We start from the raw sequence: 25,498 nt of genomic DNA, 5'->3' as shown, positions 1-25,498 counted from the left end.
AGGCCGCCCCGAAGGACGGCCTTGCGGTTGACGGCAACCAGACTTAGTCGCCGAAGATGCTCTTGATTCCCTTGGCGGCATCCTCAAGTCCCTTGGTGTCGCCTTTCTGAAGGCCTTCGGTGGCGCCCTGCAGGGCGTCCTTGCCGGATTCCAGGGCCTTGGTCGCGCCCTCGGTCAGGGTCTTGGCAACGTCGCCCACCGATGATCCGATGCCCTTGGTCATTTCATTCAGCACCAGGGCAAAGGCCTCGGCAAAGGTGGTCTTTTTCTTCTTGCCGATGTCCTTGAGATGGATGTCGGGCAGGGCGATGTTCATGCCCTTGTCACCGAAGGTCTTGAGCATTCCCCCGGCCAGGTTGACCTTGCCGTTCTTGATGATCAGGTTTTCGATGATCACGTTCTTCTCGCTGCCGCCTTCATCCTTGGCGGCGCTTTCCTTTTTCTCTTCCTTCTTTTCACTGGCAACGGCCTTGTTCACGTTGGCGATCAGGGTCTTGAAGTTGTCGGTGCTTCCCTTTTTCTCGTACGTGATTTCAGGAGACAGGATCTCGATCTTCTTGATGATGATGGTGTCCTTGGTCAGGGAATCCTTGTCCACGCTCATCTTGATGCTGCCCACCTCGATGGCGCTGGGCGCGGTGAATCCCTTGGGGTTGCCGACGTACAGGTCGTCCAGACCGCCGGAGCCGGACAGGAAGGAAATGTCTGCGGAACCGAGTTTGATTTCGGACTGGGTCAGTCTCGGACCCACTTCCTCCACGGCGACCTTGATGATGGTTCCCAGGTTGAGCACGGCCGCGACGATCAGGCCGATGAGCGCCACGAGCAGCACCCCCAAGCCGATGAAGATGTATTTTTTCATAAAGCAACTCCTTTTAATCATTGGCAGTTGGCAGATGATATACCAGCGGTTGCTTTGCCGCAACAGGGTTTTGAAATTTATAAGGTGTCTTCGCGGAAAAGGCGGGGAACGGGAGGATCTGCAAAGAATCGAAGTTCCCCGCAGAGCCCGGCGCAGGGATTGGGAAGAGCTGCCGGGAATGAACCACCCTTCAGGTATTCCTCCGTTTCCCCGGCCAGTTGCGCGGCCCTGACCACTGCCTTGTCCATGAGCTTGGCAAGGGGGGCGGCAACGCTTTCACCTGTTTCCGGGTGGCGAAATTGGACGGTTCCGCCGAGGATGCCTGCCTGGCCCCTGAGCTGCGGGGCATAGAGCAGGGCGATGATCTCCCGCGCGGCATCGGGGAGCAGGTGCCCTATGCCGTATGCGCAGCGGGCCAGGAGCTGCGAAACGCAGAGGCGCTGCAGACGGCGGTAGCTTGTCCAGGAGGAGGCAAACGCCCTGGTCAGGGTGTCGACGGTTGTTGCGGCTTCACGGGCCATGTCCGCCAGGGGGAGGTCCGCGAGAAAGCGCCGGGCGTCCTGCCCGCCGATGGTTTTCAGGGAGAATTTTTTCGAGCCGATGCGTTCCGGGCAGAGCACCATGTCTATGAGCGATTCCAGGGCGCGGTGACGCTGGGTGATGAGGCTGCGCTGTTGCGTAGTGGGGGCCGGGCTGGATTCGGTGAAATATCCCACCAGGGGGTGCAGGGTTTCGTCCAGGCTTACGTGGCAGATCATGCCCAGGAGCAGGGCGGCCCTGGTTTGGTTTTCCGGTTGTTCGCGCAGGAGGTCGGCCTGCATGCGCAGGAAGTCCAGTCCCCCCTGCTTGCCGTGCATTCTTTCCGGCAGGCCGGGGATGCCATCCGGGAGCCTGCGCGCGGAGTAGTAGAGAATGTCCGGAAAGACGGAGCCGAAAAGCAGGGCGTGTCTTTGGGCGCGGCCGGCCCCACCCAGCCGGGACAGGGCAAGGTCTTCAGCGGTTTTTTCCGCCATGAGAAAGTGCGTCAGTTCCTTGGGCATGGTTTTCGGGGTTGCGCGCGGCCGGTTTTGTTCTTACCTGTTGTCCTCATCCATCTTTTTTACTGACCGAACGCCTGGAGAACAACATGATTCAGCATAAATATGATCATTTCATCAAGGAAAAGGCGGAAGTGGCCGAGGCCGACAAGTGCAGGACCTTTGGCAAGGGCGAACGGCGCGAGGATTTCGCGGCCATGTGGAACGCCACCGGGACCCTGCTTCTGGCCGGGCTCCCCGGAAGCGGGCGCAGGGCGCTGGCCGGTATCCTCTCGGAACGGCTGGGACTGCCGGTGCGGGACGTTCTGGACGGCAATTCCCTGCGGGACGCCCTGGCGGGCGGACCTTCCGTGGTGGTGCTGGACGATGCCCTGTTTGATGACGAGGCGTCGGTCGTCGCCATAGGCGGCGCGGGCAAGGTCTTCTATCTTATGGCCGACGCCGGGGTGCTGGCGCGGCGGATTGCCCGGCAGGCCGGGCGGGAAGACGTGGAGACGATCCAGCAGGGCGTTGCCGCGCGGCTGGAGGCGGTTGAGCCGCATTTCATGCGGGCATTGCATTTCATACTGCAGGCCGGAAGTCCCTCGGAAGATCTGGCCGGGGACGTGCTGGAAAAGGTCGCCTGGTAGGCCCCTGCCGGGCCCGAATGACATTCCCGGGCGATTTGGGTATAGGGCTGTTTCCATCAAACGAAAACATACGGAGAATCATATATGCCCCAGAAAGACCTGCGGGTCGAATTGCTGAGTTCCACCCCCAATGCCCTGTCCCTCATCTATGCGGCGTTCCGCCAGTGCTACCATGCGGGCTTTGCCGCGGACATGTGGCCCAAGCTGCTGGACGGGGAGATCGACAGGCAGACCCAGGCCGATTTCGTGGGCAAGGTGCTGGAGTCCGGGCATGACAGTCCCATCGAGCACGTCTCCTTCACCTTTGCCGTGGAAGGAATTTCCCGCGCCTGTTCGCACCAGATCGTGCGGCACCGTATTGCCTCCTATTCCCAGCAGAGCCAGCGCTATGTTACCGACACCATGGATTATATCATGCCTCCGGCCATCGCCAAGATTCCCGAGGCCCGTGAGCGTTTCGAGCGTTTCATGGACGAGGTGGGCAGCGCCTACGGCGACCTCAAGGATATCCTGGTGGCCCATGGCAGGAAGACCAAGGCCAATGAAGACGCCCGTTTTGTGCTGCCCCAGGCCGCCGAGACCAAGGTCGTCATGACCATGAACTGTCGCAGTCTTCACCATTTCTTCAACCTGCGCTGCTGCATGCGCGCCCAATGGGAAGTGCGCAGGATGGCCGACCTGATGCTGGACCTCTGCAAGCAGGAGCTTCCGGCCATATTCCGGACGGGCGGCGCACGCTGCGAGCAGCTCGGATATTGTCCGGAATCGCCGAAATTCGCCTGCGGCAAGTACCCGACTCGGGAGTAAATGCGCCCTTTATTTCAACAGGAATACGAAAGAGTCCCGAAAAATCAGCCAGCGTTATTGCTGGCTTTTTTGTTGGCAGGAAAAAATAAATAATGATTTCAATCAATTTTAGTGTTCCTAACTTTTCCGCGGCCAAAGGGGCCGTTGCCCGCGTCATGATAAACGTTTTGAGAGATGCGAGTCTGTCTTGCAAAATCGGAGGAAATGGTAAGGGGGCTAAAAGATATTGAAAATCAGCACGTTGGAGCTAGTTCGGGAGGGGTGCCAAAGTGTTGTCAAATAGAATTTGTCTAGAAAAATTAATTTATGTCAGGAAAAATTGAATGATTTTTGAGCAATTGGAAGTAATATTCGTTTAAAGCATGTGGAAAAGTATTCCAGAAGCTGTGGAAATATCTTTACAGAATCCCCCTTGACACATTGAAAACCCTTGTCACATCGGTGTTTCATGCCGAAGCCCCAAAGGGCGCTGTTTATACGGGTTTTAAGAAAAAGCGTTGTTATTTTAGTGGGTTGAAAATATGGCGAGCCTGTAGATAAGTGTCCGCCGCCGAGGGCTCTCGGTCTGGAAATTGATAGTTGTCGGACAGCGGTCCGTTCCCTAATAAACTGGCCCATGATGACGACTGCCTGGAATCAAATACTCAACTCTCTCGAAAAGAGTCTGAACCCCGGTTTGTATACCGTTTGGATCAAGCCCCTGTCGGGCGAGGTCGACGGCAACAGGGTCCGGCTGAAGGCTCCCAATGAATTCGTGGCCAACTGGGTCAGGGACCGACTCCTCAGGGCAGTCCGTGAAGCAGCGCGTCAGGTTCTCGACCGTGAACCCGAAATCGAAATCACGGTCAAGGCCTCCACTACAACCAAGGTCGCCCGGACCGCCAAGAAGGTTGCTCCCAAGCAGCCCGTGGCGCGCCAGGCCGGGTTGCCTATCATGCAGATGCCCAAGACATCTGCCGTGAACTGGCGCTTTTCCTTCGACGACTTCGTGGTGGGTCCGGGCAATGAACTTGCCTGCGCCGCCAGCAAGAGCATGTGCTCCAACGGCATGCATTCGGACCACCTGTTTCTGAGTTCCTCCCCGGGGCTGGGCAAGACCCACCTGCTGCATTCCATCGGCAGGGAGCTTTGCCTGCACTCCAACCGCAACCGGGTCAACGTGGCCTGTCTTTCGGCGGAGCAGTTCGCCAACCGGCTGGTCATGGCCATCCGCGCCAACACCATTTCCCAGTTCAAGACGCAGTTCCGCGAGCACGTGGACGTGCTGCTTCTGGAAGATATCCACTTTTTCCAGGGCAAGGAAAAGATGCAGAATGAATTGCTGGGAACGCTCAATGCGCTGCGCGAGCGCGGTTGCAAGGTGGTGCTCACCAGCCCGTTCCTGCCGCGCGAGCTCAAGGGTATCGACCGCCAGCTCGTTTCGCGGTTCTGCTCCGGCTTCCTGGCCAATATCGACCGCCCGGACCTGGAGACCCGCCGCCTCATCGTGCAGCAGAAGGCCCGCAAGATGCAGGTCGACGTGCCTGTGGAGGTCTCCGAGCTTCTGGCCGAGCGCATCACCAGCGATATCCGCCAGCTCGAGAGCTGCCTGAACAACCTGGTGCTCAAGGCCCGGCTGCTGAACCGCGCGGTGAGCATGGAACTGGCTTGGGAAGTGCTGGAAAACTACGCGTTGACCAATGCCACCCCGGACTACCGCCATATCATCGAATTCGTGTGCAAGAGTTACGACCTGTCCGAGGATCAGCTGCGGTCCAAGAGCCGCAAGCGCCAGATCGTTCTGGCCCGCAACACGGCCTTTTACCTGGCCCGCAGGCACACGGAGCTGTCCCTCAAGGACATCGGCGAGAAACTGGGGCGCAAACACTCCACCGTGCTCAAGGGCATCACCAATGTGGAACGTGAAATCTCCCGCCAGACCCCGCTGGGCCGCCAGATCGAACAGACCGTGGAGCGGCTCTCCTAGAAAACCATTATGACATGACTCGCCTCTTCCGTCGGGCAGGATGGGGGAGGCGTAAAAGCGGCAGTTTGTTTTTGGCAAGCTGCCGCTTTGCTTTGCAAAGGGCACTGAAAAACGCACGTCTGCGGCGTTGCTGTAAAATGAAAAGCGTCCTCGCGTATGCCTGATACGCGTCGGACGGTTTCATTTCTTGCGCCTTGCATCCGCACATTTTTGAGCGCCCTTTGTGCGCAGATATAATCAGGCCCCGCGGTTCGGAGAACCGCGGGGCCTCAGCGCTGAAATGTTTTGAAGGTGGGGTCCGGGGAGGAAGCTTTTTCAAAAGTTTCCTCCCCGGAAAATGTCATAAATACTTGGGAAGCTTCTTCTTGGCTTCTTCGGGATCGATACCGCGCTTGGCGGCGATCTGGGGCAGGTTGTCCTCGGCGTCCGAGGCGCGCAGATACATGGGCTCTATGTCGCCTGTGGCGAACGAAGCGGCCTCGGCTTGGGTAAGCAGGGTTTCGGGCGTTGGATTGTCCCAGAGGGCGTCCAGCGCGCGCAGGGAGGGCATGTCCGCCAGGAGGGCGGCAATGGCCTCGGGGTTCTTGCGCAGGCCCGTGCCCATGAGCGCCGCATGCGGGTCGTGGGCGCGCACATGCTCCACTGCTTCGTCGATCTTGACCGCCCTGGGCGGGCACAGGGGCGCACCGCCGGAACTGTCGAAGGACTGGACGTAGACCTGCCCGCGCCGGGCATAGGTGAGCACGTGCAGGGTGCCTTCCAGCAGCTGCATGGGGCCGGAGGCCAGCAGCGGGAGGTAGTCCAGGCCGGCCACCTGCAGGTTGCCGCCTGCGGCAAGGCCCATGGCCGCGGCCAGCACCAGGCGCATGCCCGTGAAGCTGCCGGGGCCGCGCGTGCAGGCGATGCGGTGGATGTGTTCCGGCCCCAGGGCCAGGCTTTCCAGGGTCCCGGCAACGCCGGGCACCAGATATTTGACCGACTGGCCGGGCACGGTCCACTGGCGCGAGGCCAGCAGGTCGTGGCCGCCGTCCGGGCGGGTCCTTCCCAGGGCGAACTGGAGCCGCTCCTCGCAGCCGTTGAGCACCAGGAGCAGGCCCGGGGCGGTCTGTGCGTTATCTGCGGATGTCATTGAATATCGCCAGTGCCATGATTACGAGCAGGAACATGAGGCCGATGCGGGTGGCCAGGGCGTGCCAGCGCTCGTTCACCGGCCGTCCTCGGACCATTTCCAGGAAGAAGAACAGCAGGTGGCCGCCGTCCAGCACCGGGATGGGCAGCAGGTTGATGATGCCCAGGTTGATGCTGATGACCGCCGTGAGGCTGATGAGGCTGATGAGGCCCACCTGCGCGCTCTCATGGATGGCCTGCACCAGGAAGATGGGGCCGCCCAGGGTTTCCAGGGGAATGATGCGCTCGATGAGCTTCACGAAGCCCATGATGGTCATCTTGGTGGTGTACCAGGTCTGCTGCAGGGCAGCGGTCAGGCCGATGCCCTCCACGGGCACGGTGAGCCGCTCGCCCGAGGGGACCAGTCCGATGGTGGGCAGCCTGATCTCCTCGCCGAAGATGGTCTTGTGCACCTCCAGGCGCGGGGTCAGGGTCATGGTCAGCCGCTGCTCGCCCCGGAGCACGATGATGTTCAGGGGGCGGGGGTCCTCCTTGCGGATTTCGTCCACCATGTCGTCCCAGAAATGCACCGGAAGGCCGTTGATGTCTTCGATCTTGTCGCCGGGCTGAAATCCCGCCTCCATGGCCGGGGATCCCGGGATGACCTGGCCCACGGTGGGGGCCAGCACCACCTGGCCGCTGGCCAGGAACAGGGCCCAGTAGCACACGAAGGCCAGCACGAAGTTGAAGAACGGACCGGCCGCGACCACCAGCATACGCTGCCAGGGCGGGCGGCTGGAAAAGAGTTCGTGTTCCGGGAAACGCTTGTCTTCCTCGGGATCGCCGGATTCACCGGCAAGCTGCACGTAGCCGCCCAGCGGGAAGGCCGAGATGCGGTAGTCGGTGTTGCCGGAGGTGATGCCCACCAGACGCGGGCCGAATCCCAGGGAAAAGGCCTTCACGCCCATGCCGAGCATGCGGGCCGCCAGGAAATGGCCCAGTTCGTGGCAGAAAATGAGTCCGCCGAGGATGACGATGGCGGCGATGAATGTAATCAAATGAGTCTCCTGTCGGGGTAGGGGAACGATGCCGGGCAATCATTCCCTTGTATATACGCACGGCGGCGGAAAAGACTAGGCCGTGGCCAGACATTTCTTCCTGGTTTCGCGGTCCAGCTCCAGGATGGCCTCGGCCGTGTCCGTTTCGGACGCGCCCATGGAATCCAGAGCTTTTTCGATCATGGCCGGAATGTCAAGGTAGGCGATGCGCTCTTTGAGGAACAGGTCCACGGCCACCTCGTTGGCGGCATTGAGCACGATGGTGGCCGCCGGGCCCGAATCGTAGGCCCGCATGGCCAGACGCAGGCAGGGGAAGGCCTCCAGGTCCGGCGCCTCGAAGGTCAGGCTGCCCACCTGGGCCAGGTCCAGGCGGGGCATGCCCAGGGGAACCCGCTTGGGAAAGCACAGGCAGTGCGCAATGGGGATCTGCATGTCGGGCACGCCCATGTGGGCCAGCTGTGATCCGTCCACGTATTCCACCAGGGAATGGACGATGCTCTGGGGATGGACCACCACGTCCACCTGGGAAACGGGCAGGCCGTAGAGGTGGCAGGCCTCGATGACCTCCAGCCCCTTGTTCATGAGAGTGGAGGAATCCACGGAAATTTTTGCGCCCATGTCCCAGTTGGGATGGGCCAGGGCCTGCCTGCGGGTCACGTTTCTCAGGAATTCCCTGTCTTTGCCACGGAACGGGCCGCCCGAGGCGGTCAGGATGATGCGCGAGAGATCGGCCTCGCCGTTGTGGCCCAGCAGCCCCTGGAACAGGGCGTTGTGCTCGGAGTCCACGGGCAGCACCACGGCGCCGGACCGGTGGCAGGCCTCGCGGATGAGGTGGCCGCCCAGCACCAGGGATTCCTTGTTGGCCAGGGCGAGCATCTTGCCCGCGCGGGCCGCAGCCAGGGTGGGCAGGAAACCGGCGGCTCCCACGATGGTGGAGAGTATCAGGTCGGCTTCGGGCAGTTCGGCCAGGGTGATGTATGCCTCGGGCCCCACCAGTATCTCCGGGGAATAGTCCCTGGGCAGGGCGTCCCTGAGGGTGGTTGCGGTCGGCTGGTCCAGCACGGCCAGGAAGGGCGGACGGAAGCGGGCGGCCTGTTCCGCCAGTTTGGCGGCGTTGCGGCCCCCGGCCAGGGCCGTGACCCGGAAGAGGGCCGGATGCCTCTCCACCACCTTGAGCGCGCTGGTGCCGATGGATCCGGTCGCCCCGAGGATGACCAGGGAGCGCGGGAACCGGGGCAGGGTGGCTGCGCCGGGCCAGGGGGAAATATAGGATTTCAAGGCGTCACCCGTGGGGCTGGAGGGTTAACCGAAAAATGGATGCAGGGCCCGCAGCAGCGCATAGGTGGGCACCACCAGCAGCAGGCTGTCCACGCGATCCAGCAGGCCGCCGTGCCCGGGAAGCATCTGGCTGGAGTCCTTGACGTCCAGGGTGCGCTTGAGGGCGGATTCGAAGAAGTCGCCCATCTGGGCCGCGATGTTCAGGGCGGTTCCCAGCAGGACCCAGGCCCAGACCGGGGCCGAGCCGAAGCTTTCGCCCATGAGCACAGTCATGCCGATGCAGGCCGCAAGCCCGCCCAGGCTGCCGGCCCAGGATTTTTTGGGGCTCACCGTGGGCCAGATCTTCCGTTTGCCCAGGGCCGTGCCCACGTAATAGGCGGCCGTGTCCGTGACCGTGGCGGCCAGGAGCACCAGGAACAGTTCGGGCCGGTTGAAGTGCATGAAAAAGTGGAAGTTGAGCGGGATGTAGATGAGCCCGGCCAGGAAGATCATGGCGTTGCGGTAGTCTATTTCCCTAGGGGCGGCGCTGAAGCGGAACAGGAATCCCATGCTCGAGAACCAGAACGCGCCCAGGAAGGCGAGCACCGGCCAGACCGCGCCCCCGGCCTTGAACGCGCCCAGGAGCAGGACGGTGAACACGGCCGCGCCGCACTTGAACTCGGTCATGGGCGGCCTGGGGCTGAACATTGCGTAGAATTCCCATTGGGCCAGGATGCAGAACAGGGCCAGGATGGCGAAGAGAATCCAGCCCTTCATGGCTATGGCCAGCAAGGGAACGAGAGCCAGGGCGACCCCGGTGACGATGCGTTTCTGGTTTGCGGGAAAATCCATGCGTATCCTGTCTTCTGTGGCGATGTCCGCCGATTGCTCGAATTGAACTTTTGTAAATCATTCCGCCGCATGGGGCAAGCGGACGGGTGCATATCCCCGGAGGCGGATCAGTCTCCCGGGGCTTCGACCTGATCCCCGGTCTTGCCGAAGCGGCGCTGGCGCGAGGTGTAGTCCGCCAGGGCCTTTTCCAGCTCCTCGGGGGTGAAGTCGGGCCAGTAGACATCGGTGAAGTAAAATTCCGAATAGGCGCACTGGAAGAGCAGGTAATTGGAGATGCGGATTTCCCCGCTGGTGCGGATGACCAGGTCCGGGTCGGGCTGGCCCGCGGTATAGAGTTCCCCGGCCAGACGTTCCTCGGTGACTTCCTCGGGCGAGATGCCCGCGGCAACCAGGGCGCGGCAGGCCCGCACGATCTCGTCCCGGCCGCCGTAGTTGAGGGCCAGGTTCAGGGTCATGGACGAGCACTTGGCGGTCTTGGAGATGACGTGCTTGAGCGCGGTGCGCACTGCCAGGGGCATGCCGTCGAGGTCTCCCACCACCTTGAGGCGGATGTCCTGGTCGATGAGCCTTTTCTGTTCGTTCTTGAGAAACGAGGTCAGCAGGTCGAAAAGGGTGCCCACCTCTTCCTTGGGACGGTTCCAGTTTTCCTTGGAAAAGGTGTACAGGGTCAGGTGCCTCACGCCCAGCTCGCGGCAGCGCGTGACAATGGCGCGGGCCGCTTCGGTCCCGGCCTTGTGGCCTTTGGTCCTTGGCAGCCCGCGCAACTTCGCCCACCTGCCGTTGCCATCCATGATGATGGCAATGTGGGCGGGGATATTCAATGATTCAGGAGACATTAGATCTCGAGGATTTCTTTTTCCTTGGCAGTGAACAGCTCGTCGCACTTCTTCACAAAGTCGTCGGTGAGCTTCTGGACGTTGTCCTGTCCGCCGTGCATTTCGTCCTCGGTGATGTCCTTGTCCTTTTCCATCTTCTTGAGCGATTCGTTCATGTCGCGGCGCACGTTGCGGATGGAAACCTTGGCGTCTTCGGAATATTTTTTGGCCACCTTGACCAGATCCTTGCGCCGTTCCTCGGTGAGGGGCGGGATGGCGATGCGGATGATCTTGCCGTCGTTGACCGGGTTCAGGCCCAGGTCGGACTTCTGGATGGCCTTTTCGACGTCGCCGAAAGCGCCCTTGTCCCACGGCTGGATCGTGATGGTCCGGGAATCCGGGATGGACACGGAGGCAAGCTGGCTCAGCGGGGTAGGGGTGCCGTAGTATTCGACGACCAGGTTATCCACCAGGGAAGAGCTGGCCCGTCCGGTGCGCAGTTTGCTGAAGTCTTTTTCGAGGGCGTGGATGGCGCCTTCCATGCGTTTTTTTCCATCATCCAGAACCGATTGCATACTAGTCTCCTCCTTGAACGATCGTTCCGATTTTTTCGCCGGCCGTCACCTTGAGCATGTTGCCTTCCTTGAACAGGTTGAAGACGATGATCGGAAGGTTGTTGTCCCGGGCCATGGAAATGGCGGTGGAGTCCATGACTCCGAGCCTCTTTTCCAGAACTTCCAGGAACGTGACGGTGTCGTACTTGACGGCATCGTCGTATTTTGCCGGGTCCTTGTCGTACACGCCGTCCACCTTGGTGGCCTTGATGATGGCATCGCACTTGAGCTCAAGGGCGCGCAGGGCGGCTGCGGAATCCGTGGTGAAGTAGGGATTCCCGGTCCCTGCTGCGCAAATGACCACCCGGCCTTTTTCCAGGTGGCGCTCGGCGCGGCGGCGAATGTACGGCTCGGCTACTTCCTGCATGCTGAAAGCCGTCATCACGCGGGTCTGGCAGCCGTGTTTCTCCAGGGCGTCCTGCACTGCAAGGGCGTTCATGACCGTGGCCAGCATGCCCATGTAGTCGGCCTGCGCCCGGTCCATTCCCTTGGCGCTGGCCGAAAGGCCCCTGAAGATGTTGCCGCCGCCGATGACCAATGCGATCTGGATTCCCGAAGCAGCCACTGCCGCGATTTCCTTGCAGAACTGGTCAATGGCCTGGGGTTCGATTCCAAACTGCTGCTCACCGGCGAGAGCTTCGCCGCTAAGCTTGATCAATACCCGCGAAAACCGCACTTTGTCCATACTTTCCCCTGTCTGTCAATAGGTTTGAGACTATGGCCCGGCAGAGCCGAGCTCGTGAATTTTCGGTCAAAAAAAACGGGCCTTGCGGCCCGTTTCCGTTTTATTCAGCTTCGCCCAACGCCAACCGGACAAAGCCCTTGACGCTGGCGTCCTTTTCCTTGAGGAGTTGCTTGATGCTCTTCTTGTCTTCCTTGATGAACGGCTGTTCAACCAGGCAGACTTCCTTGTAGTATTTGCTCAGGCGGCCCATGACGATCTTTTCGGCGATCTCTTCGGGCTTGCCTTCGTCCATGGCCTGCTTCAGGTAGATGGCCTTTTCCTTTTCCAGGTCATCCTGGGGCAGTTCGTCCGGGCTCAGGCACTTGGGATTGACAGCGGCCACCTGCATGGCGATGTCCTTGCCCAGTTCCTCGTCGCCGCCGACCATGTTCACCAGCACGCCAATCTTATTGTTGGAGTGGATGTACATGCCGACCATGCCCTCTGCGGAAACCTTGGCAAAGCGGCCGACGCCCATGTTTTCGCCCAGCTTGGCGATGAGGTCGGTGCAGTCTGCGGCGTCGCCCAGATCTTCACCGTTGCCGGTGGTCACGTCCATGCCGGCGACCTTTTCGGCCAGCTGTGCGGCAAAGGAGCGGAAGTCGTCGTTCTTGGCGACAAAGTCGGTTTCGCACTTCACTTCCACCAGAGCGGCGGTCTTGCCGTCTGCGGAGACGAAGTTGCCCACGATACCTTCGGAAGTGGCGCGGCCGGCCTTCTTGGCGGCCTTGGAAAGACCCTTTTCGCGCAGGTAGACGATTGCTTTTTCTTCGTCGCCGTCGCTTTCAACAAGGGCCTTTTTGCAGTCCATCATGCCTGCGCCGGTCTTTTCGCGCAGTTCTTTAACCATAGCAGCAGAGATTGCCATTCTATCCTCCAGGGATCGGTATATATGAATTCTGATTTATTCGGCAGCAGCTTCTTCAGCGGCGGCTTCTTCTACCTTTGCTTCAGCCTTGGGAGCTTCGGCCTTTGCTTCGGCCGGGGCGTCCTTGGTCTGAGCTGCGCCGTCGACGCAGGCGTCTGCGATGCGGGCGGCGAAGAGCTTGATGGCGCGGATGGCGTCATCGTTGCCGGGGATTATGTAATCGATAACGTCGGGGTCGCAGTTGGTATCAGTTACTGCCACGACCGGGATGCCCAGCTTGCGGCATTCCTGGATCGCGATGTGCTCCCTCTTGGGGTCAACAACGAATGCGACTGCCGGGGCTTCCTTCATGTCCTTGATGCCGCCCAGAGCCAGATTCAGTTTCTTGACCTCGCGGCCCATGCGAACGATTTCCTTTTTGGGGAACTTGTTGATGGAGCCGTCTTCGAACATTTCTTCCAGGTTCTTCAGGCGGTCGATGGAACGCTTGATGGTCTGGAAGTTGGTCAGGGTGCCGCCCATCCAGCGGTGGGTGGCGAAGAACATGCCGCAGCGTTCCGCTTCCTGCTTCATGGCTTCCTGAGCCTGGCGCTTGGTGCCGATGAACAGAACCTTGCCGCCGTCGGCGACCTTGTCCGCGATGAAGTCGTAAGCGGTGCGGAACATTTTAACGGTCTGCTGCAGGTCGATGATATGGATGCCGTTGCGGGATCCGAAGATGTACGGACGCATTTTCGGGTTCCAACGGCGGGTCTGGTGGCCGAAGTGGACACCGGTCTCGAGCATGTCTTTCATGGTTGCGTAAGCCATAATTCCTCCAGGGTTTTTCCTCCATCCCAGCTCCAGAAAATCAAACCCGAACAACTCGGGGCACCCGGATATCGCGTGGGATGTGTGAATTTTGAGTCGGGGTCTTTTACGGTATTAAATGAGGAATGGCAAGAGAAATCTCGGCGACAACCAGCGCCGGGATTCCGTCCGCGCCCCTCTCCAAGGGGCAACTCGCCAATTCCCCTAGATATTGATGATCAGGGGGACCACCACCGGGTCGCGGTCCAAGACCTTGCGGAAGAAGCGGCGCAGGGCCGAGCGGATGCGTTCCTTGAGCTTCTTGGTCTCGCCGGGCGGGATGTTCTCGAAGACGTCCAGCACGATACATTTGGCGTCCTCGATGAAGTGGGCGTAGTTCTGTTCGAACACGAATCCCTTGGTGACGATGTCCGGGCCGATGGAAATCTCGCCCGTGGCCTCGTCCACCACCAGGAGCACGATCATGATGCCTTCGCCCGCCAGGAGCTGGCGCTCCTTGAGCACGGTCTGGCCCACGTCGCCCACGCCCTTGCCGTCCACCAGGATGCGCTCGGCGCTCACGGGTTCCTCCAGGCGGATTCCCTGCTCGAGGAAGGTCACGGGCTGGCCGTTTTCGATGACCATGGCGCGTTCCTCGGCAACCCCGCACTCCACGGCCAGACGCCGGTGCTTGACCAGGTGGCGGTATTCGCCGTGCACCGGGATGAAGAAGCTGGGCTTCACGGTCTCGAACATGATGCGCAGCTCCTCGCTGTGGGCATGGCCCGAGGCGTGGATTCCCTGCACCTTTTCGTAGAGCACTTCCGCGCCCAGCCGGTACAGGTTGTTGATGACCTTGGTGATGGCCTTCACGTTGCCGGGGATGAACCGGGAGGAGAGCAGCACCAGGTCGCCGGGATGGATGGCGAGCTGGCGGTGCTCCTCGCAGGCCATGCGCGAAAGCGACGCCAGGGGTTCGCCCTGGGAGCCGGTGACCAGCAGGACGATTTCCTCGTCCGGGTAGTTGTCGATGGCGTCCACGGGGATGGCCACGCTGTGCGGGATGTGCAGGAAGCCCATTTCCTGGGCCAGCTCGATGTTGCGCATCAGGCTGCGGCCGCTGATGGCCACCTTGCGGTTGCAGGCCTCGGCCAGGTCCACCACCTCCTGGATGCGCTGGATGTGGCTGGAAAAGAGCGAGACCAGAATGCGGCCCCGGGCGCTGTTGAATATCTCGCGCAGGCTGGACTTGATCTCGCGCTCTGTGAGCGCGAAGCCGTCCTGTTCCACGTTGGTGGAATCCGAAAGCAGGAGCCGGACGCCGGGCTCGGAAAATTTCTTGAAGGCCTCCAGGTCGGTGGCGTGACCGTCCAGGGGGTTGCGGTCGATCTTGAAGTCGCCGGTGTGCACCACGCGGCCCACCGGGGTCTCGATGCCCAGGCCGTAGCCCTCGATGATGGAATGGCAGACCGGGAAGAAGCTGAAGGCCATGTCGTCCAGCACGATGCGTTCGCCGGGCTCCACCGGACGCAGGTCCGCGTACTTGTCCAGGTCGCGCTCGCGGAGCTTGTTTTCCACCAGCCCCAGGGTGAAGGCCGAGCCGTACACGGGCACGTCCACGTGCTGCAGCAGCCAGGGCAGGGCGCCTATGTGGTCCTCATGCCCGTGGGTGAGCACGATGCCCTTGAGCCTGCTCTTGTTTTCGAGGATGGAGTCGAAGCAGGGAATGACCACGTCCACGCCGTAGAGATAGTCGTCCGGGAACATGAGGCCGCAGTCCACCATGACCAGGGATTCCCCGGTGTCGTAGACCATGCAGTTCATGCCGATCTCGCCGAGTCCGCCCAGGGGGGTGAGGGTTAGAAACGGTTCGCTAGGCATGGCTGCCCTCCGCCATGAGCTCCTGGTAGGTCCTGTTCATCATCTCGTAGAGATCGTCCTTGAACTTGTCGCGTTCCTTGATGTCGTACCGGCTGGGGTCGATGACCGGCAGGGCCTTGAGCTTCACCGTGTACTTGTTGTTTACCCATTTCCTGCCCGGGGGCAGGACGCGACCGGTGTTGGCCATGACGATGGGCACCACTGGCACGCCGCTCTTCAGCGCCATGATCATGCCGCCGGTCTTGAAGTCCATGAGCTGTTCGAGGTTCCTGTTGCGGGTGCCTTCCGGGAAGATGACCGGGGAAACTCCTCGCTTGATCAGCTCCACGCCTTCGTTGAGGCTCTTCATGGCCGCACGGCGGTCGCTGCGGTTCACGGAGATGTGGCCCGCGTCGCCGAGCGCCTTGCCGTAGACCGGAATCTCGAAAAGGGAGTGCTTGGCCACGAAGCGGATGTTGTTGTCCCACAGGATGTTGAACAGGATGGGGATGTCCACGAGGCTCTGGTGGTTGCTGATGAAGACGTAATGCCCATTGGGGTCCACGCCTTCCAGGTCGGCCTCCACCTTGACCCCGGCGATGCGCAGGAGCGTGCGCGCCCAGAGCTTGCCGGGCATGTTCAGCTCTTCCATGGTGGCGTTCTTGCTGATGAACTTCTGCCGCCAGCTGTAGTATATGGTCAGGGGAATCAGCAGGGTGAAGAAAAGTATTGCTCGAAGCATCAAATATCCTTGTTCTTGAAGTATTCCCGTTGGATTTATCGTAATTATGCTCAGTAAACAAGTGTTGGGGGACGGTTGCCGATAAGGGCGTGTCTACTTTGTCGTTTCAAAAAAGGGCAGACCCTCGTGTATGTGTGAATACACGTCGGGCCTGCCTTTTTATCACTTCGCGTATCCACGACCCTTCTTGGCAACCTTCAGACCATTATGCCTTTCCCGTGAACGAGTTTTTTTCAAGCGCAGCCGGAAGGGAAAACGCGCTCACACTCAGGGGATGCACGGGGGATATTCCCTCCTTGCCTGAGCCTTACGGATGAACTGCCCGCCGAGGAGCAAAAAAGCAGCCCCGGGAACCGGAGTTCTCGGGGCTGCATGGAATCGGTGTCGTACCGGAAGCTATTCCGCTTCGGCAGTGCGCTTGTTGTCGGCGATGACCTGCTCGGTGACGTTGGGCGGGCACTCTTCGTACTGGGCGAATTCCATGAAGAAGGTACCCTGGCCGCCGGTCATGGCGTTCAGGTCTGGAGCGTAGCGCAGCATTTCGGCCATGGGCACGTGGGCCTTGATCTCGGTCACGCCCGCGGTGGAGTCGGAGCCGAGCACCTTGCCGCGGCGGGAGGACAGGTCGCCGATGATGTCGCCCATGAAGGAGTCGGGCACGGCGACGGTGACCAGCATGACCGGCTCGAGCAGGGCCATCTGGGCCTTTTCCGCGGCCTTCTTGAAGGCGATGGAACCGGCGATTTTGAAGGCCATTTCCGAGGAGTCCACGTTGTGGTAGGAGCCGTCGTAGCAGGTGGCCTTGAAGTCGATGACCGGGTATCCGGCGAGCACGCCGCGCGCGGCCGCTTCCTGGATGCCCTTGTCCACTGCAGGGATGTACTGGCGCGGAATGGCCCCGCCCACGATCTGGTCCGCGAACTCGTAGCCCGCGCCGTGCTGCATGGGATCGATGTGGATCCAGCAGTCGCCGAACTGGCCGCGGCCGCCGGACTGCTTCTTGTGACGGCCCTGGATTTCCTTGGCCGGGCTCCTGAAGGTTTCGCGGTAGGGAACCTTGGGGGTCTTGAGCACGATATCGGCCTTGTAGCGGCGTCTGGCCTTTTCCACGGAGATTTCAATGTGGTTCTGGCCCATGCCCGAGAGCAGGATGTCGCCGGACTCTTCGTCGCGGGACAGGGTCAGGGTGACGTCTTCGTCCAGCAGCTTGGCGACGGCGGCGTAGACCTTGTCTTCATCGCCCTTTTCGGCCGGAGCCAAGGCAAAGGTGATCAACTGCGGGGAGACGGGGGGCTTGGCCAGCACGAATCCGCCCTTTTCGTCGCACAGGGTGTTGCCGGTGTGGGTGCTCTTGAGCTTGGCCAGGGTCACGATGGAGCCGGGGCCCATGGGATCCTTGGTCGGGGTTTGTTCCTTGCCCTGCATGAGCAGCAGCTGGCCCACGCGTTCCTTTTCCCCGTTGGAGGTGTTCTTGAGGGAGGAGTCCGCCTTGAGGGTGCCGGAGAGCACGCGGACAACCGTGAGCTGGCCCGCAAAGGGGTCGGCCAGGGTCTTGAAAACGAAACAGGAGAGGGGGGCGTCCGGGGAGCTTTCCACTTCGCCGTCCTCGCCCTGCCAGGGAGCATGGTCCAGCGGGCTGGGCATCAGGTTCTGGATGGTGTCCAGGATCATCTGGCCGCCCTTGTTTTCCAGGGCTGCGGAAATCACCACGGGAACCAGCTCACCGGCCATGACGCCGGCCTTGAGGCCCTGAAGGACTTCGTCGGGGGTCAGTTCCCCTTCCTCGAAGTATTTTTCCATGAGCGCTTCATCGGACTCGGCGATGTTCTCGACCATGGCCTCGCGCATGGATTCCACGGTGTCGGCGATGTCGCCGGGGATTTCGCCCTCGGTCACGCCGCCCTGGTCGTCGAACATGAGGGCCTTGCCCGAGAGCATGTCCACCACGCCCTTGAAGTTTTCCCTGCTGCCGATGGGGTAGTAGAGCAGGGCGGGCCGTGCACCCAGGCCTTCGGCGATGCTGTCGAAGGCGGAGTCGAATTCGGCCCGGTCGCGGTCCATCTTGTTGATGACGACCATGGCCGGACGACCGGCTTCCTGCATGGATGCCCAGATCTTGCGGGTCAGCGGCTTCACGCCGTCCACCGCATCGATGACCAGGACAACGCCGTCGGCGGCGGTGAGCATATAGTTCAGGTCACCCGCAAAGTTGGAGTCACCCGGAGTATCGATAAGGAAATGCTGGTTCTTGTTCCATTTGAAGTTGGCAAAGCCCGGCTGCGTGGAGCCGCGGCGCTTGATTTCCTCGGGCTCGTAGTCGAGGGCGGTGGTGCCTTCTTCCACTTTGCCGAGGCGGTTGATCACGCCAGCGTTGAGCAGCATCATTTCCGCGACAGTGGTTTTGCCACTGCCGCCATGTCCAACGAGGGCATATGTCCTTTGCTTGTTCAGATCCGACATTCTCTACTCCTTTTTATTGCTCTGGCCGGGCCGAGCCCTGACGCCATCTAGTCAAAAGTTTTAGAAAAAGGGTTTAGATCTATAGGAATAGCATCGAAATAATGTCAAGGGGGGGTAAGGAAATTGATTGGTCAATCGAATCGTTGATTCGACTGATTTTATTTAACAAATGATAGTTTGACTTTTAGGGGGCAAAATTTCGGGAAGTTCACTTTTTCACAATTGCGCATGCAGCAGGGGGGAATGGGGCGGGCGGTTCTTTTGCGAGCGAATGGGTGTATTGCTGGAACCCCTTGAATTGTTGCTGAAAATGTGGTTCATTCAGGTATATAAAGGAGATCGCCATGCCATTGACCGACTACCAGGAGATCGCCACCAAGCTCCAGAAAGCCCTTGGGCACGCCTTTGCCGAGGAGCCCTGGCTCCTGAACCTGCCGGGCAAGTCCATCGCCTGCAAGATCGACCAATACTATTATGTGGCCGTGATGCCCGCCTTTGTGGACCAGCTGTCCGAGTGGGCCGGGGTTTCGCGCGGCCGTGCGGCCGAGGCGCTGGTCAAGACCGGCAACCTGATCACCAAGGCTCCGGAGCGCAACCCCATGCTGCGGTTGGGCCTTGTCTGGGACGGCCAGACCTATGACCTGAAGGCCGCCTTTGTGGACGCGGATTTCATTGACCGGGCTCTGCGTTTCTATGGCGGCCTGGAAAGCGTGCTCAACGTTTCGGAACTCAAGCTTTCCGAAGCCTCCAGGGACCGGGTTGAGGAACTCTTCGAAAACAAGACCGCACCGCAGGCCCTGGCATACGGCTAAAGACTTTTCCATACAGGCCGGGAGGGAAAACCTTGACAAGGCGGCGGTCAAGGTTTTTAACTGCCTCCCCCCGCGCGAGCCTCCAGCCTCTGGTTTCTCACCACCGACTGTGCCCCACGGAGACACCACTATCAGCATGGAGGTATCTCAATGGCATACTTTTCCCATTTTCATTTCCGGGACTATATCCCTGCGAGCATCGCATACCTGAAATCAGGCTATTCCCTTGAGGGATTCCGCCGCGACGTCGGAGCCGGGGTCACCGTCGGCATTGTCGCACTGCCATTGGCCATGGCCTTCGCCATAGCCTCGGGAGCCACGCCCAGCGTCGGTCTGACCACCGCCATCATTGCCGGGTTCATCATCTCGGGATTGGGCGGAACCAGGTTCCAGATCGGCGGGCCCACCGGAGCGTTCGTTGTCATCATTTCGAACGTGATCGCGCACCATGGCTTTGAAGGACTTGTCCTTGCGACGATAATTGCGGGCGCCATGCTGATCCTCATGGGGCTCTTCGGTCTCGGCAAGCTGCTCCAATACATTCCGTACCCGGTGACCACGGGATTTACCACCGGCATAGGGCTGTTGATCTTCATTTCACAGCTCAAGGACTTTCTGGGCTTCAAGCTGACCCATCTTCCCGGCGGAATCATTGAAAGCGTTACGGCCTATTGGAACAATGCCGCATCCATCCACCTCCCGACAGTGGCGATCGGCGTGGTGACGCTTGTCACCATGCTCGTGGTCAGGCGCTACATACCCAAGATTCCGGCCCCGATCATGGGAATCGTCATCGGAACGCTCGTTGCCCTCGTGTTCGGCATCCCCACCGAAACCATCGGCACCCGGTTCGGCGGGATTCCGTCGGAGCTGCCGGCCTTCATGTCCCTGAAATTTTCCGATATTCATTTGGGAAGCCTCATGTCCGACTCCATAACCATTGCCATTCTGGCCGGTATAGAGTCCTTGCTGAGCGCCACGGTCGCGGACGGCATGAGCGGCGACCGGCACAATCCCTCGACGGAACTCGTTGCGCAAGGCCTCGCCAACATCGGTTCGGCCTTGTTCGGCGGACTGCCCGCCACCGGCGCAATCGCCAGAACCGCGACCAACATACGGGCCGGGGCCTTCTCTCCTTTCGCGGGCATGACGCATTCCCTGGTCATCCTTCTTTTCGTTCTCGTCTGCGCCCCGCTCGCGTCGGGCATTCCCCTGGCCAGCCTGTCGGCGGTCCTGCTGGTCGTTGCGTGGGACATGTCGGAACCGCATAGAATGCTTCGTCTTTTCCGGGCTCCGAAATCCGATTCCCTCGTCATGGTGATGACCTTGGGGTTGACGGTCTTCGTGGATCTTACCGTGGCCGTTGAAATCGGTGTCGTCCTGGCCGCGCTGCTGTTCATGAAACGCATGAGCGAACTGACCGATATACACAGCCTGGATACCGGACTGCCCGAGGAAGACGTCATCGACAGGGCCACAGGCAATGAACGGGTAGTCGTCTATGAAATATCGGGTCCGTTCTTCTTCGGTATGGCACAACGGTTCATCGACATCATGAACTTCACGAGGAAGAAGCCGGAACTCTTGATCTTCTGCATGCGGCTTGTGCCGATCATGGACGCAACCGGAATCGAGGCCCTGGAAACGGTCATACGCAGGCTGCAATCGCAGGGAATCCATGTCGTGCTGTCCGGCGTCACCCCTCGGGTGGCCCGGCTTATCCAGCGGCTGGGAACAGACTCCGTTGTCGGGCAGGAAAACATTTTCCCCGATTTCTCGACGGCCATTGCCCATTCGGACATCGCCCACAAGGACGAGGTCTCCTGACGGTCCGTGCGCTGGCGAGCGGGAATTGGTTGAGCAAATTGCGGCGGCGCGCCGGAGGGAAATCCGTTGCCGCAAAAAAGGCCTCCGTGGACATCTTGCGTCCACGGAGGCCTTTTTGTTTGCTGGAATTGAAACAGGGTGAAGTCGGGCACCCCGGCTTGAATGCGGGGAGCGTCGTATCAATGCCCTACACCATCTCGCTCCAGAGCAGATCCATGATCTGGCCCTTGATGGCCGCGAACTCGGGCGTGAGCGTGACGCGGTGGTCGCGGGGCCGTGCGATGGCGACCGGGATGCTCTCCAGGATGCGGCCGGGCCGCCGGGACATGATGTGGATGGTGTCGGCCAGGAGGATGGCCTCGTCGATGTCGTGGGTGATGAACAGCACCGTGGCCTTTTCCTCGCGCCAGACATCCAGCAGCAGGTCCTGGAGCTGGAGCCTGGTCTGGGCGTCCAGCGCGCCGAAGGGTTCGTCCATGAGCAGCATGTCCGGGCTGTTGGCCAGCACGCGGGCGATGGCCGTGCGCTGCTTCATGCCGCCGGAAAGCTCCTTGGGCAGGGCGTTCTCGAAGTCGGCCAGCCCCACCAGGCGCAGGTACTTGCGGGCGATCTCGGCCCGCTCGGCCTTGGGCATCTTCTTGATGCGCAGGCCGAACTCCACGTTCTCGCGCACGGTGAGCCAGGGGAAAAGGGTGTAGGACTGGAAGACCATGCCCCGGTCCGCGCCCGGCCCGGTGATCTTCCGGCCGCCCAGCACGGCCTGGCCCGAGGTTTCGTGCTCCAGCCCGGCCACGATGTTCAGCAGGGTGGACTTGCCGCAGCCGCTGGGGCCCACCACCACGGTGAACTCGCCCTCGGCGATTTCCAGGGAAACGTTGTCCAGGGCGGTGACTGCCTTGTCCCCGCCGCCGAAGACCTTGGTCAGGCCTTGAATGCTCAGTTTGCTCATGTCTATGCCTTTTCGCTCCACGGCACCGTGACGCGGGTCAGCCATTTGAAGAGAAAGTCGGTGGCCAGGCCCAGCAGGCCGATGATGATCAGGCCCGCGAAGATGCGGTCGATGGCCAGGAAGCGCTGGGCGCGCAGGATCATGTATCCCAGGCCCGAGTTGGCGGCCACCAGCTCGGCCACCACCAGGTAGGTCCAGGCCCAGCCGATGGTGATGCGCAGGTCGTCCATGATGCCGGGCAGCGCCCCGGGGACGAGCACCAGCCTGTAGGTCTGCGCCCGGCTCGCGCCGAGGGTGGCGGCGGCCCGGCTCAGGTCCTGGGGAACGCGGGCCGTGGAGTCGGCCACCATGAGCACGAGCTGGAAGAAGGTGCCCAGGAAGATGACCATGAATTTCTGGAGGTCGCCGATGCCGAAGTAGAGCAGGGTCAGGGGCACCAGGGCCACTACGGGCAGGTAGCGGGCGAACTCCATGAGCGGGCCGAACATTGCGGCGCAGCGCCGGGAGGTGGCGATGAACATGCCCAGCGGCACGGCCACCACCACGGCCATGGCCCAGCCCACCATGACGCGGTAGATGGAATCCCAGCTGTAGCTCAGCAGAATTCCCTCCTCGTACATCTTGACGAAGGCGGTGAGCACCGTATGGGGCCTGGGCAGGAAGAATTCCTTGACGCTGCCCGTGTAGGCCAGGGCGCTCCAGAGGCCGAGGAGCGCCAGGAACGTGAGCAGGGTCAGCCCCGTTCCCGGCGCAAACCGGCGTTGTTTCTCGGTGCGGGCCATCTTATTCGGCGGCTCCGGTCACGTATTTGTCGGTGACGAGGGCGTTCACGTCCACGGGCTTGGTGATGATGCCCTTGGCGCTCCAGAAGGTCCTGGCGCGTTCGGCCACCTCGAAGATGTTGCTGTCCGTGGACTTGTCAAAGAAGGCCAGGTTGCCCGCCTTGTCGAAGAAGGACACGCCCGCGGCCATCTCGGCGACGGATTCCGCGGTTTCGCCCAGGTGCTTGGCCATGATGGCGTTGCCTTCGTTCGGGTTGCTTCTGTACCACTCGATGGCTTCGAACCAGGCCCTGGTCATGGCTTCGGGAGCCTCGGGGTGCTCGGCGATGAAGTCGTTGCGCATGGTGACGATGTCCACGATGGTGCGCGGGAATTCCTTGGAGGAAGCCAGCACGTGGCCGCCTTCGCGGGTGGAGACCTTGGAGAGCCAGGGTTCCCAGGTGATGGCCGCGTCCAGCCTGCCCGCGATGAAGGCGGTGCCGGCGTCGGAGGCTTCCATTTCATGGATGGTCACGTCCTTTTCCTCGAGTCCGGCCTTCTGGAGGGCGGTGAGCAGAAAGAAGTAGGACGAGGAGCTCTTGTCCAGCCCGATGGCCTGGCCCTTGAGGTCGGAAACGGCCTTGATCTCGCGGACTGCGATGATGCCGTCCGCGCCCGCGGATTCGTCCATGGCGAAGAGCACGGTTTCCGGAGCGCCCTTGGCGAAGTGGATGACTTCGCGGTCGAGCACGTTGCCCAGGGCGTCGATGTTGCCCGAAACCATGGCGGCGGCGTACTGGGCTTCATCGTCGATGATGATCAGGTCCACGTCCAGGCCGTGTTTCTCGAAAAATCCCTTTTCCTTGGCGATGTAGAGCGGGCCGTAGCCGACCCAGGTGGCAAAGGCCATCTTGACCTTGGTTCCGGCGGCAAAGGCCGAAGAGGCAAGGACGGAGAGGCAACAGAAGGCGATCAGTGCGATAAGCGTTTTTTTCATCATGCTTCCCTTTGTTTCGTGAAATTTTCGTTCGGAAAAAGGGGGCATAACGAGAATCATGGTATTTTGCAAGAATGTAAATCGCACTTTCGGAAATTGTTTTCGGAGGCCCCCAGATGTTCCCTGTTATTACCGGTTCATTTGGTTGAGAATCTGATTTTTGCACGTATGCACCAAAGCCGCCGCAAAGCTAATTTTGCGGCGGCTTTGGTTGATTAAAAAGTTCTGGAAGAGGGCTTGTGGGAAGAACCTCTTTCAAGAGGTCTCCACCATTTCTTGTTACTCTTTCTCTCCCCGGCCGCCGTGGTCGAATCCGCCGGTCGCCGTGGCCGTGGGATCGTGATGGATGTGGGTGTGCTTGAAGTACTCCAGGCAGCGCTTCATGTCCTCGATGAACAGGGCGCCCAGGTCGCGGCTGAACCCGTGCTTGACCAGCGCGCGCATGACCACCAGATCCTTGCGGTGGGGCGGCATGGAATAGGCGGGCACCTGCCAGCCCGTGGTGCGCAGCCGGTCGGACAGGTCGTAGAGCGTAAAGTCCGCGTTTGCGTCCTCCTTGAGCGTCCAGCACAGGGCCGGGATGCCGCCGCGCCCGTTGTAGATGATCTCGAAGACGCCCATCCGGTCCAGTTCGTCGGCCATGTATGCGGCCGTGTCGTAGCAGGACTGGTGGATCTTGCGGTAGCCCTCGCGCCCGAGGCGCAGGAAGTTGTAGTACTGGGCGATGATCTGCCCGCCCGGCCGCGAGAAGTTGAGGGCGAAGGTGGGCATGTTGCCGCCCAGGTAATTGACCCAGAAGATGAGCTTTTCGGGCAGGTCCTCCACGTCGCGCCAGATCACCCAACCCACGCCCAGCGGGGAAAGGCCGAACTTGTGGCCCGAGGCGTTGATGGACTTGACGCGCGGCAGGCGGAAATCCCAGACGATGTCCGGCTGGCAGAAGGGAGCCAGGAACCCGCCGCTGGCCGCGTCCACGTGCACGGGGATGTCCAGGCCGGTTTCCTCCTGGAGCTTGTCCAGGGCTTTGCAGACCGCTTCCACGGGCTCGTAGTCGCAGGTGAAGGTCACGCCCAGGGTGGGCACCACGCCGATGGTGTTCTCGTCGCAGCGCTTGATGACCTCCTCGGGGCTCATGATCAGCCGTCCCTTTTCCATGGGGATCTCGCGCAGCTCGATATCCCAGTAGCGGGCGAACTTGTGCCAGCAGATCTGGACCGGGCCGCAGATCAGGTTGGGCTTGTCCGCATGCTTGCCCTGGGATTTCATCTTCTTGCGCCAGCGCCATTTCAGGGCCATGCCGCCGAGCATGGCCGCCTCGCTGGAACCGGTGGTGGAGCAGCCCATGGTGTTGGCCGCGTCCGGGGAATTCCAGAGGTCGGCCAGCATGTGCACGCAGCGCGCCTCGATCTCGGCGGTCTGCGGGTATTCGTCCTTGTCGATCATGTTCTTGTCGATGCAGTCGTTCATGAGCCGGTGGATCTCGGGATCCAGCCAGGTCTGGCAGAAGGTGGCCAGGTTCTGGCGCGAGTTGCCGTCGAGCATGAGCTCGTCGCGCACCACCTGATAGACGTTGCGCGGCCGCTCCTCGTCCTTGGGAAAGCGATACTTGGGCAGTCTGATGTCCGCATCCGTTGATGCGTAGATGTCGTTCAGCAGCTCGTCGCGGACCGTTTCTTTCTTGTGCAGCGGCATGAGGGCTCCTTCT

At 60.9% G+C, this 25,498-nt stretch carries 23 protein-coding genes; 5 read left to right on the top strand and 18 right to left on the bottom strand.

Going from position 1 to position 25,498, the window contains the following annotated elements; translation table 11 throughout:
• Nucleotides 1-43 precede the first annotated feature (43 nt).
• Entirely contained in the window at nt 44-862 is an 819-nt protein-coding gene (locus FGL65_RS14460; RefSeq protein WP_147821983.1) for an AsmA family protein, read from the bottom strand.
• Nucleotides 863-939: 77 nt separating this feature from the next.
• Complete coding sequence (locus FGL65_RS14455) at nt 940-1,902, bottom strand: zinc dependent phospholipase C family protein (protein WP_147821982.1); 963 nt, start codon at nt 1,900-1,902, stop codon at nt 940-942.
• An 86-nt stretch (nt 1,903-1,988) separates the two neighbouring features.
• Between FGL65_RS14455 and FGL65_RS14450 the strand changes: the two genes are divergently transcribed.
• The 3 genes from FGL65_RS14450 to dnaA all read left to right on the top strand — a co-directional run bounded on the left by FGL65_RS14450 (nt 1,989) and on the right by dnaA (nt 5,301).
• Nucleotides 1,989-2,528, top strand: a complete 540-nt coding sequence (locus FGL65_RS14450) for a hypothetical protein (protein ID WP_147821981.1) — start codon at nt 1,989-1,991, stop codon at nt 2,526-2,528.
• 84 nt (nt 2,529-2,612) lie between these two features.
• On the top strand, nt 2,613-3,335 hold the full coding sequence (gene thyX / locus FGL65_RS14445) for an FAD-dependent thymidylate synthase (protein ID WP_147821980.1): 723 nt from the start codon (nt 2,613-2,615) through the stop codon (nt 3,333-3,335).
• A gap of 616 nt (nt 3,336-3,951) precedes the next feature.
• A complete protein-coding gene (gene dnaA / locus FGL65_RS14440; protein WP_147821979.1) occupies nt 3,952-5,301 on the top strand; it encodes a chromosomal replication initiator protein DnaA in 1,350 nt (449 codons plus the stop codon).
• 340 nt (nt 5,302-5,641) lie between these two features.
• Here the strand turns inward: dnaA and tsaB are convergent, their stop codons facing one another.
• The 12 genes from tsaB to FGL65_RS14380 all read right to left on the bottom strand — a co-directional run bounded on the left by tsaB (nt 5,642) and on the right by FGL65_RS14380 (nt 18,447).
• A complete protein-coding gene (tsaB, locus tag FGL65_RS14435; RefSeq protein ID WP_147821978.1) occupies nt 5,642-6,430 on the bottom strand; it encodes a tRNA (adenosine(37)-N6)-threonylcarbamoyltransferase complex dimerization subunit type 1 TsaB in 789 nt (262 codons plus the stop codon).
• Entirely contained in the window at nt 6,414-7,466 is a 1,053-nt protein-coding gene (gene rseP, locus FGL65_RS14430; RefSeq protein ID WP_147821977.1) for an RIP metalloprotease RseP, read from the bottom strand. Before rseP ends, tsaB begins: the two co-directional genes overlap by 17 nt.
• 75 nt (nt 7,467-7,541) lie before the next feature.
• On the bottom strand, nt 7,542-8,744 hold the full coding sequence (dxr, locus tag FGL65_RS14425) for a 1-deoxy-D-xylulose-5-phosphate reductoisomerase (protein WP_147821976.1): 1,203 nt from the start codon (nt 8,742-8,744) through the stop codon (nt 7,542-7,544).
• A 24-nt stretch (nt 8,745-8,768) separates the two neighbouring features.
• A complete protein-coding gene (locus FGL65_RS14420) occupies nt 8,769-9,575 on the bottom strand; it encodes a phosphatidate cytidylyltransferase (RefSeq protein WP_147821975.1) in 807 nt (268 codons plus the stop codon).
• A 107-nt stretch (nt 9,576-9,682) separates the two neighbouring features.
• Nucleotides 9,683-10,411, bottom strand: a complete 729-nt coding sequence (gene uppS, locus FGL65_RS14415; protein ID WP_147821974.1) for an undecaprenyl pyrophosphate synthase — start codon at nt 10,409-10,411, stop codon at nt 9,683-9,685.
• A complete protein-coding gene (gene frr / locus FGL65_RS14410; RefSeq protein ID WP_147821973.1) occupies nt 10,411-10,965 on the bottom strand; it encodes a ribosome recycling factor in 555 nt (184 codons plus the stop codon). The genes uppS and frr overlap by 1 nt, the downstream gene beginning before the upstream one ends.
• Before the next feature lies 1 nt (nt 10,966).
• Nucleotides 10,967-11,689, bottom strand: a complete 723-nt coding sequence (pyrH, locus tag FGL65_RS14405) for a UMP kinase (protein WP_147821972.1) — start codon at nt 11,687-11,689, stop codon at nt 10,967-10,969.
• A gap of 100 nt (nt 11,690-11,789) precedes the next feature.
• Nucleotides 11,790-12,596 (bottom strand): translation elongation factor Ts, encoded by an 807-nt coding sequence (gene tsf / locus FGL65_RS14400; protein ID WP_147821971.1) that lies wholly within the window; start codon nt 12,594-12,596, stop codon nt 11,790-11,792.
• A gap of 36 nt (nt 12,597-12,632) precedes the next feature.
• Complete coding sequence (gene rpsB, locus FGL65_RS14395; protein ID WP_147821970.1) at nt 12,633-13,406, bottom strand: 30S ribosomal protein S2; 774 nt, start codon at nt 13,404-13,406, stop codon at nt 12,633-12,635.
• Between the two features lie 204 nt (nt 13,407-13,610).
• Entirely contained in the window at nt 13,611-15,266 is a 1,656-nt protein-coding gene (locus tag FGL65_RS14390; protein ID WP_147821969.1) for a ribonuclease J, read from the bottom strand.
• Nucleotides 15,259-15,987: a lysophospholipid acyltransferase family protein gene (locus FGL65_RS14385; RefSeq protein ID WP_147821968.1), complete on the bottom strand. Its 729-nt coding sequence runs from the start codon at nt 15,985-15,987 to the stop codon at nt 15,259-15,261. Before FGL65_RS14385 ends, FGL65_RS14390 begins: the two co-directional genes overlap by 8 nt.
• Nucleotides 15,988-16,383: 396 nt before the next feature.
• Nucleotides 16,384-18,447, bottom strand: coding sequence for an elongation factor G (locus FGL65_RS14380; protein ID WP_147821967.1), 2,064 nt, complete (start codon nt 18,445-18,447; stop codon nt 16,384-16,386).
• Between the two features lie 344 nt (nt 18,448-18,791).
• Between FGL65_RS14380 and FGL65_RS14375 the strand changes: the two genes are divergently transcribed.
• Nucleotides 18,792-19,259 (top strand): hypothetical protein, encoded by a 468-nt coding sequence (locus tag FGL65_RS14375; protein WP_147821966.1) that lies wholly within the window; start codon nt 18,792-18,794, stop codon nt 19,257-19,259.
• A gap of 150 nt (nt 19,260-19,409) precedes the next feature.
• A complete protein-coding gene (locus FGL65_RS14370) occupies nt 19,410-21,086 on the top strand; it encodes a SulP family inorganic anion transporter (RefSeq protein ID WP_147821965.1) in 1,677 nt (558 codons plus the stop codon).
• 187 nt (nt 21,087-21,273) lie between these two features.
• Here FGL65_RS14370 and FGL65_RS14365 read toward each other — a convergent pair whose 3' ends face one another.
• The 4 genes from FGL65_RS14365 to gad form a co-directional block, all read right to left on the bottom strand.
• On the bottom strand, nt 21,274-22,035 hold the full coding sequence (locus FGL65_RS14365; RefSeq protein WP_147821964.1) for an ABC transporter ATP-binding protein: 762 nt from the start codon (nt 22,033-22,035) through the stop codon (nt 21,274-21,276).
• 2 nt (nt 22,036-22,037) lie between these two features.
• On the bottom strand, nt 22,038-22,817 hold the full coding sequence (locus FGL65_RS14360; protein ID WP_147821963.1) for an ABC transporter permease: 780 nt from the start codon (nt 22,815-22,817) through the stop codon (nt 22,038-22,040).
• 1 nt (nt 22,818) lies between these two features.
• On the bottom strand, nt 22,819-23,793 hold the full coding sequence (locus FGL65_RS14355; RefSeq protein ID WP_147821962.1) for an ABC transporter substrate-binding protein: 975 nt from the start codon (nt 23,791-23,793) through the stop codon (nt 22,819-22,821).
• Nucleotides 23,794-24,072: 279 nt separating this feature from the next.
• A complete protein-coding gene (gad, locus tag FGL65_RS14350) occupies nt 24,073-25,485 on the bottom strand; it encodes a glutamate decarboxylase (protein WP_147821961.1) in 1,413 nt (470 codons plus the stop codon).
• Between the last annotated feature and the right edge of the window lie 13 nt (nt 25,486-25,498).

It is taken from the genome of Salidesulfovibrio onnuriiensis (genome assembly GCF_008001235.1).
GTDB lineage: Bacteria > Desulfobacterota > Desulfovibrionia > Desulfovibrionales > Desulfovibrionaceae > Pseudodesulfovibrio > Pseudodesulfovibrio onnuriiensis.
The sequence above is the reverse complement of the archived record's forward strand: the minus strand, read 5'-3'. Positions and strand labels throughout refer to the sequence as shown.